Here is an 11411-nt window from a genome sequence, read left to right as displayed (position 1 = left end):
ATAAACATAGAGGACTCGGAGAGGGTACTCAGGGCTATCAGGATGACCCCCGAGGACATGCCGATAGATTTCATCATCCACACCCCCGGAGGTCTCGCCCTCGCCGCAACCCAGATAGCCAACGCCTTAGCAAAGCACAAGGCACCTGTGAGGGTCATAGTTCCACACTACGCTATGTCTGGTGGAACACTCATAGCCCTCGCTGCTGATGAGATCGTTATGGATGAGAATGCGGTTCTCGGTCCCGTAGATCCCCAGATAGGGCAGATGCCAGCCGCCTCAATACTGAAGGTTTTGGAGAAGAAGGAGCTAAAGGACGTAGACGACCAGACGATCATACTTGCGGACGTGTCCGAGAAGGCTATCAAGCAGATGAAGGACTACCTTACCAAGCTCCTCACATCAAAGGGCATGGAGAAGGATAGGGCGGAGAGGATAGCTGAGGAGCTCGCCATAGGCAAGTTCACCCACGACTATCCCCTGACGGTAGATTACCTTAAGGAGCTCGGGCTAAACGTCAGCACCGATGTTCCTCAGGAGGTCTATGCACTGATGGAGCTGTACGAGCAGCCCATGGGAGCCCAGCCACCATCGGTTCAGTACATACCAGTGCCTTACAAACAGCTCCCTAACTCCTCCGAGCCCTCCCGTCAATGAGCTGGAGGCTCTTCCTGTAGCTTAAGTAGAGCATCATTATGCTTCCGGCGAGCCCTGCAAATACGAGGGCATAGAGTATTACTATCTGGAAGAGGATAGCCATCATGGGGTCTGCACCAGCCATCAGCATGCCCACCGCAACCCCAGGTATGTGAACGAGCCCCGCAGCCTTCATGAAGTTTATCTTGGGTATGAGCGAGGTTCTCAGGCTGTTCCTGAAGACGTCGTCCATTGCCTGACGGAGTGTGGCGCCGAGAGCTACCTTAGCCTCTATCTCCTCAAGATTGCTCCTGACGTCTCCGAGGAACCTGTCAAGGGAGAGGGTTATTGAGTTGAGGGTGTTCCCCACTATCAGACCCCCAAAGGGTATTAGCTGGTGGGCTGAAGGCTGGAGTACCTTCAGGACAAGGAGCAGTAGAAGGGTCAAAAAGGTGGTGAGCGTTATAGCTACAAAGCTAGTCAGCAGAACGCTCCTGTGCTTTACCCTCTCGTAGGCTATAAAGGCGGAGACAAAGGACATCCCCAGTATTACCCCGAACATCTCGGGCAGGCTCGTAAGCCTAAGAAGGTACTTGAGTATGTATCCAAGAAGGACCAGCTGAAGGGCTGTCCTTAGGGAGGAGACGAATATCTCCCTCTCGTTCCCAAGACCTTCCCTGTGGGCCAAGAGGATGGCTATCACTATCAAACCGTAAGATAGCAGGAATGGGAGGTTTTCCATGGTGCTAATATTTTCCAACACTCAGGGGTTATAATTAAGAGCGGGTTATGAGCTGCTGGCAAGGGATAATAAAACAGTACAGAGAATTCCTACCCGTTAGCGATGAAACCCCCGTGATAACCCTCCTGGAGGGCAACACGCCCCTGATAGAGGCTCCAAACCTCGCCAGAGCTATAGGCTTTAAAGGGAAGATCTACCTGAAGTATGAAGGGCTCAACCCTACGGGCTCTTTTAAGGACAGGGGGATGACCGTCGCCATATCAAAGGCTGTTGAGAGCGGGAAGAGGGCTGTCATCTGCGCATCCACCGGGAACACCTCAGCCTCAGCTGCAGCCTACGCTGCGAGGGCTGGACTCAGAGCCTACGTTCTCCTTCCCAAGGGAGCGGTTGCAATTGGGAAGCTCTCACAGGCGATGATATACGGGGCTAAGGTGCTCGCGGTAAGAGGAACCTTTGACGATGCCCTTCACATAGTCCGAAAGGTCGGGGAGCAGTTCCCCGTTGAGATAGTGAACTCGGTGAACCCTTACAGGATAGAGGGGCAGAAGACAGCAGCCTACGAGGTCTGCGATGCCCTCGGTGATGCCCCCGACTACCACTTCATACCAGTTGGAAATGCCGGCAACATAACCGCCTACTGGAAGGGATACAAGGACTACAGGAAAGCCGGAAAGGTGGAGAAACTCCCAAGGATGATGGGATGGCAGGCTGAGGGAGCCGCCCCGATAGTGAAGGGCTACCCTATAAAGAACCCCCAGACGATAGCCACAGCTATTAAGATAGGAAACCCTTACAGCTGGAAGAACGCCCTTAAGGCTGCGGAAGAATCGGGAGGCAGGATAGACATGGTCAGCGACGGGGAGATACTCAGCGCCTATAAGACGATAGCCTCAACAGAGGGTGTATTCTGCGAACCAGCCTCTGCGGCAGGCGTTGCCGGACTTATAAAGCTCACGAGGGAAGGCTTCTTCAGAGGTGGAGAGGTGGTTGTATGCACCCTTACGGGTAATGGACTCAAGGACCCCGATACAGCCATAAAGGTCTGTGATGAACCTGTTACTGTCCCTCCCGAATTTGAGGCTGTTGTGAAAGAGCTCGGCTTCTGATGGATTGGATAGTAAGGGACATAATCAGGGTTGGAAAGCTCCTCTTTGAGGAGGGTCTCGTCAGCGCCCGGTCAGGGAACATCAGCAGGTCCTACGGGGAGAGGATATTCATAACTAGAACGGGCTCAAACATGGGCTCCCTCGCTCCGGAGGACATCATAGCTCTCCCCCTTAAGGAAAGGAGCCTTCTTGACAGCCGAGCCTCGGTTGAGCTTCCCGTCCACAGGGAGGTGATCCTGAGAACGGGAAAGGAGTCTGTTGTTCACGCCCACCCAACGAACACACTTCTAATAGCCTTTGGGGTAGATTTCATAGAACCCCTTGACTCTGAGGGGAGAGAGATATTGGGCAGGGTTTCTGTTCTCTCCCTTGAGAAGCCCTCAGCCTCGGTGGAGCTTGCCAATGCCCTTTCGGAGAGATTGATAGATAGTCCTGTTGTAGTGGTCAGGGGGCACGGGGCCTTCGCAGCCCACAGGGATCTCCTCAGGGCTTACAGCTTCCTCTCAACCCTTGAGCATTCCTGTAAAATACTTCTACACAGGAGGTAGGAGATGGCTGAAGAGGTTGTCTATAGAGGATGTAAGCTTCCGCCCGACCTCTACTACGACATAGAGAATCAGGTCTGGTTCAGGGTGAACGAGGACGGAACGGTTACGGTGGGTGCCACAGACATAGGTCAGGCGAGGGCTGGGAAGATAATAAACATAAGGATAAAGAAGCCCGGAAGGAAGGTTCCGAAGAACAAGCCCTTAGCCTCCCTTGAGAGCGGTAAGTGGACTGGTCCCATACCTGCGGTGATAGAGGGTGAGGTTATAGAGAGGAACGAAGAGCTCTTTGACAACCCTGAGCTTATAAACGAAGACCCCTACGGTAGGGGCTGGATAGTCAAGATAAAGCCGACAAACCTTGAGAGGGACCTCAAAGACCTCGTCACGGGAGAGGAAGCCATCCAGAAGCAGAAGGAGTACATAGAGAGGGAAGATGTGAACTGTGGAGAGGAGCTCGCCCAGATAAGCAAGAAGTTCTACTCCTGAAGCCTCTCCCTTATGAGCTGTATTAGACCGGGGACCTCAAGCTCAAAGTCAAGGGCAAGGACGTTATCTGAAGGAGGGAGCTTGAAAAGGTCCTTAAGCGTTGTTATGTAGAGCTCTTCCTCCTTCGGGCTGAAGCCCCTGTAGTGGTAGTGGTCTGGAAAGGAGAATCTCTCCTTCAGCCTGAAACCTAGCTTCTCAAGGACCCTGAAGAACTGCTCGTTGCTCCCCAGACCGGAGAAAGCTACCACCTCCCTATCCTTAACCTCCTCAAGGGGTATCCTTTCCATCCTGTAGTTCCTCAGACAGCAGAAGTTTCTGAAGAGCTTGAAGATCGGCTTTCCCCCGTAGCTGAACTCAAAGGGCTCCACATCCTGATAGGAGAGAATTATCGCGTCAGCCCTGCTAAGGCTCTCTAAAGGCTCCCTCAGGAGACCAGCAGGAAGGAGCCTGTCTCCGAGGTCCCTTCTCCTCAGCAGAACTATGTCAATGTCCCTGTAAAGCCTCCTGTGCTGGAAGCCGTCGTCCAGTATGATCAGCTGGGCACCGAGCCTCTCAACAGCAAGAACGCCCCCAGAGTACCTGTCCTCGCTCACCACAACCGAAGCAGATGGAAGGAGTCTCGCCAGAAGGTAAGCCTCGTCCCCCGCGCTCGGGAGGTCCGTCCTGAGCTCTCCCCACTCGGAGACCGTGAGCACCCCCCTGCTCTTGCGCCTGTAGCCCCGGAGAAGTACAGCCACCCGAAGGGTCCTTCCGAGCTCTCCTGCCAAGAACCTCACGAGGGATGTTTTCCCGGTTCCCCCGGCGGATAGGTTCCCAACCGAGAGGACCGGGACGGGAAGCCTCTTTACCTCAATCAAGCCCCTGTCGTAAAGGAGGTTTCTTATAGAGACGGCTCCGCCGTAAAGCAGGGATAGGGCACGAAGGAACACCTTAAAATATTAGCACCATGGAAAGGGAAAGGCTCGCAAAGCTAATAAAGGAGAGGTCCCTGAAGGTTGCGGACGAGCCCGTCTTCAGGCTCTCCTCGGGGAAGCTCAGCAGGTTCTACGTTGACCTAAAGCAGATAACCTTTGACCCTGAGGGTTCCTATCTTGTCGGGAAGCTGATGTATGAGCTCGTGTCCGAGTTCAACCCTGAGGGTGTGGGTGGGCTCACCCTCGGAGCGGACCCGATAGCCTACGCCGTTTCCTTCGTTTCCTACATGGACGGAAGACCGATAAAGCCCTTTGTGGTTAGGAAGGAGCCAAAGGGTCATGGCATGGGGAGGCAGATTGAGGGGCTCCTCAGGGAAGGAGAAAAGGTAGCCGTTGTGGAGGACGTGGTCACGACCGCCGGTTCATCCCTGAAGGCGGTCAGAGCCTGTCGGGAGGCTGGGCTTGAGGTCATAGGGGTTTTTGCCATAGTGGACAGGGAAGAGGGGGGAAGGGAAAACATTGAAGCTGAGGGGCTCGCCCTTTACTCCCTCTTCAAGCTCTCGGAGCTCCTCCCTTAGATGGAAGGCGTACTCTTCGCCCTCCTATCAGCCTTCTTCTGGGCTACGAACGACATATTCAACAAGAAGAGCCTCCTGAAGGGCTACACGGAAAAGTTTGTTCTATGGATAAGGTTTCCCATAGGAGCCATCCTCCTAACTCCCCTCGGATTACTGTTCTGGGACCTGAACAGGACTGTCCTCTTGAGCACCTTCCTCTGGCTTCCCATTGAGGTGGTCGCCTCCCTCTTCTTCATTAAGGGCATCAAGTACGCCCCCCTCTCCGTAGGGATGCCCTTCTTTGCCTTCATGCCCCTCTTCTCAGCCCTCTTCGGGTATCTGATCCTCGGTGAGGAGCTCGTTCTCCCGGGTTTCCTCGGCATCCTCCTCATACTCTTGGGCTCCTTCGTTATAACGGGAGGCTCCCCGCGCTCCTTCTTCAGAGCCAATATAGGTAGCCTCTACATGCTCCTCTCGGCAGCCCTCTTCGGCTTCAACGTGGTTGTAGGCAAGTTCGTGATAGTTGAGAGCAACCCTTACTTCTTCGCCTGGTACTACTGCCTCGTCATGAGCTTTGGCTTGATGCCCCTGGTGGGCATCTCTGAGCTCTTCAAGAAGAGGAACTACAGAAACCCCCTCAACCTTCCCATGGGAGTTCTCTTCGCCCTCGGTATGGTAGCCTACACCCTTGCCCTCAACCTAACCAACACCTCTTACGTAGCCTCCATTGAGAGGCTCGCGATAATCCTTGACATAATCTATGGGAAGCTCTTCTTTGGGGAGGAGATAAGGAGGAGCTTCTGGGGCTCTGTGCTTATGGTCGCCGGAGCTGTCCTCCTCTCCCTGTAGTAAAATCTTTCCCCGATGGGTAAGCCGGCTATACTCGCCCTTGAGGACGGAACCTACTTTCTCGGGCGTTCCTTCGGTGCCGAAGGGGAGACCTCGGGGGAGCTCGTCTTCAACACTTCCATGACCGGCTACCAGGAGATACTGACAGACCCCTCCTACAGGGGGCAGATAGTCGTGATGACCTACACCCAGATAGGCAACTACGGCGTCAATCCTGAAGACGTTGAGTCAAGAGGGGTTCAGGTTAACGGCTTCGTGGTAAAGGAGTCCTTTGCAAAGTATTCAAGCTGGAGGGCTACCAAGTCTTTGGAGGAGTATCTGAGGGAGAGCGGAGTCGTAGGTATAGAGGGGATAGACACGAGGGCTCTGGTCAAGAGGATAAGGGAGAGGGGAGTGGTGAGAGGGATAATATCCACCCGGGACCTATCTCCTGAGGAGGCTGTGGAAAGGGCGCGTCAGGTTCCTGACATATCTGAGCTTGACCTTGTGAGCGAGGTATCAACAAAGGAGGTTTACCGCTGGACGCAGGGAGCTTGGGACCTCAGGAGAGGTTATGTAAGTGTTGATTCTGAAGGACCGCTTATAGCGGTGGTTGACTTCGGAATAAAGTACAACATACTGAGGAGGTTCGTCTCGGAGGGTGCAAGGGTCTTCGTGGTTCCCCCCGAATCCGCTCAGGAGTTTGTAAGAAGAGAAAACCCCGATGCAATCTTCCTCTCCAACGGACCGGGAGACCCCCAGAGGGTGGTATCCGGGATAAGGCTCGTCAGGGAGTTTCTCGGCAAAAAGCCCATATTCGGCATATGCCTCGGGTGCCAGATAATAGGTCTAGCCTTGGGCGGGAAGACCTACAAGCTCAAGTTCGGACATCACGGAGGGAACCACCCCGTTAAGGATCTCAGGACGGGAAGGATAGAGATAACAGCCCAGAATCACAACTTCGCCATAGACCCGGACTCCCTGCCACCTGAGGTTGAGGTCACCCACCTGAACCTACTTGACAACACCGTTGAGGGTATAAGGCACAGGGACCTCCCCGTCTTTGCGGTCCAGTACCATCCCGAGAACTCCCCCGGTCCCCACGACTCTTACTATCTCTTCAGGGAGTTCGTCCAGCTCTCTCAGAAAGCCTCTCAATGACCTCCCTTACCTTGTCAGCCCTGTTTCTGAAGCTCGCCCTGTTGCATATCAGCCACGCGCTTGAGGAGCCGACCTCCTCAATCTCAACTAGACCGTTCTCTCTGAGGGTCCTTCCTGTCTGAACGAGGTCAAGGATGAAGTCCGAAAGCCCTATGACAGGTGCGAGCTCAACCGAGCCACTCAGGACGAGGACATCCGCCTTCACGCCCTTCTGGGTGAAGAAGTCCTTCGCTATGTTCGGGTACTTGGTGGCTACCTTCAGGTGGTGGCTTGAGAAGTACTTCTCCTCACTCTCGGGCTTGCCCGCCACCGATATCCTGCAGAGCCCTATACCAAGATCAAGTATCCTGTAAACCTCGGGCTTTCTCTCAAGGTAAACATCGTAGCCACATATGCCTAAGTCCGCCACCCCGTTCTCAACGTAAACGGGGACATCAAAGGGCTTTACCAGAAAGAGGGTTACCTCCCCAAGCTCAAGGGTTAGCTTCCTCCCCTCGGAGGGCTTCTCCGGAAGTATTCCTGCGGAGCTCAGGAGTTCGGTGCTCTCCTCAAAGAGCCTCCCTTTTGGGACCGCTATCTTTATCATCTCCTCTTGGGCTTTATCCTCATGAGAACCTCGTCGGGGTTTATGCTCTCCCCTACCTGAACCAGTATCTCCTCAACCACGCCCTCAACGGGGCTGTGTATCTCGTTCTCCATCTTCATAGCTTCAACAACCATAAGGACATCGCCCTCCTTTACCTCCTGACCGACGCTCACCTTGATGTTCACGACCTTACCCGAAATGGGTGAGGTGACGTCTCCTATGTCCCTCGGCTTTGGTCTCTTTGGGGTGACGGGGGCACCCTCCGGGAGCTCGTAACCCCCTCTACCTACCTCAACCTCCCTTATAGGCTGGAGAACTACCTCCTCAAGCCTTCCATCAAGCCTTATGAAGAAGGTCCTTCCTCCCGCCGTCTCCTCTCCCCTTCCCGCTATCTGGACATGGTACTGCTCTCCGTGAACCGTTATGTTGAACTCAACGGGAGCCCTATCCGGGCACTCTTCCTCTTTGGGCTCTTCTATTGGAACGGGCGGAAGCTCTCCCTTCTCAACCTTCTCCCTCCACTCAAAGAACTCCTTGGCAACGACCGGAAAGAGAACGTATGAGAGGACGTCCTCCTCCGACCTTGCACCAGCCTCGTAGGCTTCCTCCTTCGCCTTCTCAAGCTCGGGCTCAAGCAGGTCTGCGGGTCTCTTGTCGTATATGGGCTCCTCTTCCCCAAGTATCTTCCTGAGTATCTCCTCCCTTATGGGAGCGGGGGGTCTTCCGTAGAGACCCTTGACGTAGTCCTTCGTCTCCTTCGTTACGACCTTGTACCTCTCCCCGTGAAGGACGTTCATGAAGGCCTGGGTCCCGACTATCTGGCTGGTAGGTGTGACAAGGGGCGGATAGCCAAGGTCCTCCCTGACCCTCGTAACCTCCTCCAGCACCTCCTCAAGCTTCTCCTCCAGGTTCTGCTCCCTGAGCTGGCTTATGAAGTTGCTTATCATCCCTCCGGGTATCTGGTGTATCAGAACACCGACGTCCGGGTAGGGAGGAAGGACGTCATACTTGCTGTACTTAGCCCTTACCTCCCTGAACATATCCCCAGCCTTCTTGTAGAGCTGGGCATCAACGTTTATCTCGTATCCAAGCTCCCTGAGGACGTAGATCATAGTCTCTCCCGGCGGGTGGGATGTCTGACAGGAGAGGGAGTAAAAGGCTGTATCAATCATCTCAGCTCCAGCCTCTATCCCCTTGAGCTGAGCCATCTCAGCCAGATCTGCGGTCGTCTGGGTGTGGAGATGAACCGGGTAATCGGGATACTCGGACCTGAGGGCTGAGACGAGGTCGTAGGCTACCTTTGGTGAGAGGAGACCCGCCTGGTCTTTTATGGATATTATGTCTATCCCCATATCCACCAGCTCTCCAGCTATCCTCACGTAGTACTCAACGGTGTGAACGGGGCTTATAGCGTAGGAGAGGACCCCCTTCACAATACCGCCGACCTTCTTGGCTACCTCAATGGACTTCTGCATGTTCCTCGTGTCGTTCAGGGCATCAAATATCCTGAAGACCTCTATCCCGTTGTCGTAAGCCTTCTTGACGAACTCCTCAACGACGTCGTCTGCGTAATGCCTGTAACCCACAACGTTCTGACCCCTCAGGAGCATCTCCAGCTTCGTGTTCTTGGCTATGTCCTTGAACTTCCTGAGCCTCTCCCAAGGGTTCTCCTTCAGGTATCTGAGGCACACGTCGTAGGTGGCTCCGCCCCAGACCTCAAGGGACCAGAAGCCGCACCCATCAAGGACCTCAATTACGGGGAGCATGTCCTCCGTTCTTACGCGGGTCGCCAAGAGACTCTGAATTCCGTCCCTTAGGGAGACATCGGTTACCTTTATCTCTCTCATCCTCAAACTCCTTAAAAGGATAGTATATATGAATTGGCTCAGGGAGTGTGTCTGCTCAGGAACCTCTTCATAACGGAGAGTGCCTTCCTGTAACCCAGCTCGTATATCTCATCCGCCTTGTTTATGTTGAGAGGGGAGTAATCCGTAAGGTCTGGAGTGATAACCGCATCGCACAGCTCTCTCCTCTTATCAACGTTTGACCTCACAGCAAGGAAGAAGCTCCTTATGAGTATGTTCACTATGTTGCCTACTTTCTCCACCCTCTCTATAGGGTTCACATCAACACCTATCTTGGGAGTCCTGTACCTTTCAAGGGGCTCCACGGGCAGGTTGTTCATCACCCCTCCGTCAATGAGGACGTGCCCTGAGTATTTGACCGGCTCAAATATACCCGGAAGGGCACAGCTCCCCATGAGGACGGGCGGGAGCTCCCCCTTGCTTATGTAAAGGGAGCGGGCTGAGAGGAGGTCGGTGGTGCATATGTAAACCCTCTTTGGGAGCTCCTCAATCCGCTCTACAGGGATCAGCTTTGTAAGGTGCTTTTCCGCCTTCTTGAGGGAGAAGAGACCGCTTCGCGGTATTCTGGGCGTAAATAGGGAGAACCACCTTGTCTCTTTTACGAGCCTGAGCATCTCCTCAGGGGTGTAGCCGTAGGCATAGAAGACAGCCACTATAGCTCCAGCACTCGCCCCGCTGAGAGCACCCACCTCCACGCCGAGCTCCTCAAGAGCCTTCAGGACACCTATGTGGGCGACTCCCCGGGCTGCCCCTCCCGAAAGAACGAGGTTTATCCTCACTCCCCTCCTCCCAGCAGGACCACGCACATGCAGGCTATCCCCTCAGCCTCGCATAAACCCTCCCTCCTCTTACCCTTCAGAGATATTCTTCTCTCCTCAACCCCGAGGAGCTCGGACAGCCTCCTTCTTATCTTTCCTTTGTGGGGAGCTATCTTGGGTCTGTCGGCGATGAGAACGCAGTCAAGGTTTATGAGCCTGTATCCCTCATCTTTCATCCTCTTTAGAGCTTCCTTAAGAAACAGCTCCGAAGGAGCTCCTTTCCATCTCTCTTCTTCATCGCTGAAGAGCTCTCCTATATCGGGGGCGCCCAAAGCTCCGAGGATAGCGTCGGTAATGGCGTGAAGGAGAACGTCCCCATCGGAGTGTCCTTTTAGTCCGTAAGGGAACTCTATCCTGACACCTCCAAGCATGAGAGGCTTACCCTCCTCAAACTCATGGGAGTCAAAGCCGAGACCGACCCTCATCGGAGACACCACTCAAGGACCGCCACCCTCACGAAGAGCCCGTTCCTGACCTGTTCCTGAATGAGGGACTTTTCGGAGTAAAGCAGGGAACCGTCTATGTCAATCTCCCTGTTGACAGGTCCGGGATGCATGAAGTAGCCTCTCAGCCTCCTGTATCTTTCTCTTGTAAGACCGAACTGCTCAAAGTAGCTTCTCTCGGAGGCTATGTAGTTCTCCCTCTGCCTCTCCCTTTGGAGCCTCAGCCATATGACAACGTCAGCCCACTCTATACCTTCGTCCACGCTCCTAAATACCTCCTCAACACCGAAGACGTTTACATCCCTGGGTATGAGCGTTTGGGGACCGCAAACCGAGACCTTTGCACCGAACATCCTCAGGAGGGGAGCACCGGACCTGAAGACCCTGCTGTGGAGTATGTCTCCAACGTACAGAACCTTCAAATCCCTTATGTCTCCATAAGCCTCAAGGAGCGTGAAGAGGTCTGCAAGCCCCTGGGTGGGGTGCTGGTGGGTCCCGTCCCCAGCGTTGACTAGGGAGAGCCCGAGTTTGGAGATGACATCCCTGTAAGGATAGAAGACGAAGGGGACTCTGAAGATGACGAGCCCGAAGCCGAGGGCTTCAAAGGTCTTGAGCGTATCGTAGAAGCTCTCCCCCTTGCTCATGGAACTGCTCTCACCTGTAACGGTGTAGGTGGAGAGTCCCAGACTCCTGCAGGCTTTCTCAAAGGATATCCTCGTCC

General features: G+C 54.3%; 14 protein-coding genes. 7 read left to right on the top strand and 7 right to left on the bottom strand.

What is annotated here, in order from left to right; all coding sequences use genetic code 11:
- The coding region (locus AC1HCM_RS06490) for an SDH family Clp fold serine proteinase (protein WP_479460957.1) at positions 1 to 657 on the top strand (657 nt) is incomplete at its 5' end.
- Here AC1HCM_RS06490 and AC1HCM_RS06485 read toward each other — a convergent pair.
- Positions 629 to 1378, bottom strand: a complete 750-nt coding sequence (locus AC1HCM_RS06485; RefSeq protein WP_479460956.1) for an ABC transporter permease — start codon at positions 1376 to 1378, stop codon at positions 629 to 631. The two genes, AC1HCM_RS06490 and AC1HCM_RS06485, sit on opposite strands and share 29 nt — an antisense overlap.
- A 47-nt stretch (positions 1379 to 1425) precedes the next feature.
- On the opposite strand from AC1HCM_RS06485, the gene thrC reads away from it, so the two are divergent.
- The 3 genes from thrC to gcvH are packed head-to-tail and all read left to right on the top strand — an operon-like array spanning position 1426 to position 3518.
- Positions 1426 to 2484 carry a threonine synthase gene (thrC, locus tag AC1HCM_RS06480; protein WP_479460955.1) on the top strand — a complete coding sequence of 353 codons (1059 nt, stop codon included), beginning with the start codon at positions 1426 to 1428 and terminating at the stop codon, positions 2482 to 2484.
- Complete coding sequence (locus AC1HCM_RS06475) at positions 2484 to 3032, top strand: class II aldolase/adducin family protein (RefSeq protein ID WP_479460954.1); 549 nt, start codon at positions 2484 to 2486, stop codon at positions 3030 to 3032. The genes thrC and AC1HCM_RS06475 overlap by 1 nt, the downstream gene beginning before the upstream one ends.
- Positions 3033 to 3035: 3 nt before the next feature.
- Positions 3036 to 3518: a glycine cleavage system protein GcvH gene (gene gcvH, locus AC1HCM_RS06470; RefSeq protein WP_479460953.1), complete on the top strand. Its 483-nt coding sequence runs from the start codon at positions 3036 to 3038 to the stop codon at positions 3516 to 3518.
- On the opposite strand, the gene lpxK is transcribed toward gcvH, so the two are convergent.
- Positions 3509 to 4447, bottom strand: a complete 939-nt coding sequence (gene lpxK / locus AC1HCM_RS06465) for a tetraacyldisaccharide 4'-kinase (RefSeq protein ID WP_479460952.1) — start codon at positions 4445 to 4447, stop codon at positions 3509 to 3511. The two genes, gcvH and lpxK, sit on opposite strands and share 10 nt — an antisense overlap.
- 17 nt (positions 4448 to 4464) lie before the next feature.
- Between lpxK and pyrE the strand changes: the two genes are divergently transcribed.
- Genes pyrE through carA form a run of 3 tightly spaced genes read left to right on the top strand, consistent with a single transcriptional unit; the run spans position 4465 to position 6978 of the window.
- A complete protein-coding gene (pyrE, locus tag AC1HCM_RS06460) occupies positions 4465 to 5010 on the top strand; it encodes an orotate phosphoribosyltransferase (protein WP_479460951.1) in 546 nt (181 codons plus the stop codon).
- Positions 5011 to 5838 (top strand): DMT family transporter, encoded by an 828-nt coding sequence (locus AC1HCM_RS06455; RefSeq protein WP_479460950.1) that lies wholly within the window; start codon positions 5011 to 5013, stop codon positions 5836 to 5838.
- A 15-nt stretch (positions 5839 to 5853) separates the two neighbouring features.
- Positions 5854 to 6978: a glutamine-hydrolyzing carbamoyl-phosphate synthase small subunit gene (gene carA, locus AC1HCM_RS06450; protein ID WP_479460949.1), complete on the top strand. Its 1125-nt coding sequence runs from the start codon at positions 5854 to 5856 to the stop codon at positions 6976 to 6978.
- On the opposite strand, the gene hisG is transcribed toward carA, so the two are convergent.
- The 5 genes from hisG to AC1HCM_RS06425 all read right to left on the bottom strand — a co-directional run.
- Complete coding sequence (hisG, locus tag AC1HCM_RS06445; protein ID WP_479460948.1) at positions 6938 to 7564, bottom strand: ATP phosphoribosyltransferase; 627 nt, start codon at positions 7562 to 7564, stop codon at positions 6938 to 6940. The two genes, carA and hisG, sit on opposite strands and share 41 nt — an antisense overlap.
- Complete coding sequence (oadA, locus tag AC1HCM_RS06440; RefSeq protein ID WP_479460947.1) at positions 7561 to 9411, bottom strand: sodium-extruding oxaloacetate decarboxylase subunit alpha; 1851 nt, start codon at positions 9409 to 9411, stop codon at positions 7561 to 7563. The genes hisG and oadA overlap by 4 nt, the downstream gene beginning before the upstream one ends.
- Before the next feature lie 38 nt (positions 9412 to 9449).
- Positions 9450 to 10208 (bottom strand): patatin-like phospholipase family protein, encoded by a 759-nt coding sequence (locus tag AC1HCM_RS06435; protein ID WP_479460946.1) that lies wholly within the window; start codon positions 10206 to 10208, stop codon positions 9450 to 9452.
- The gene (gene ispF, locus AC1HCM_RS06430) at positions 10205 to 10672 is read right to left on the bottom strand and encodes a 2-C-methyl-D-erythritol 2,4-cyclodiphosphate synthase (protein ID WP_479460945.1); all 468 of its coding nucleotides are present in this window, start codon (positions 10670 to 10672) and stop codon (positions 10205 to 10207) included. Before ispF ends, AC1HCM_RS06435 begins: the two co-directional genes overlap by 4 nt.
- Positions 10669 to 11411: aspartate/ornithine carbamoyltransferase family protein (locus tag AC1HCM_RS06425; protein WP_479460944.1), on the bottom strand; the 743-nt coding region annotated here is incomplete at its 5' end. The genes AC1HCM_RS06425 and ispF, both read right to left, overlap by 4 nt.

It is taken from the genome of Hydrogenivirga sp. (genome assembly GCF_056450045.1).
The sequence above is the reverse complement of the archived record's forward strand: the minus strand, read 5'-3'. Positions and strand labels throughout refer to the sequence as shown.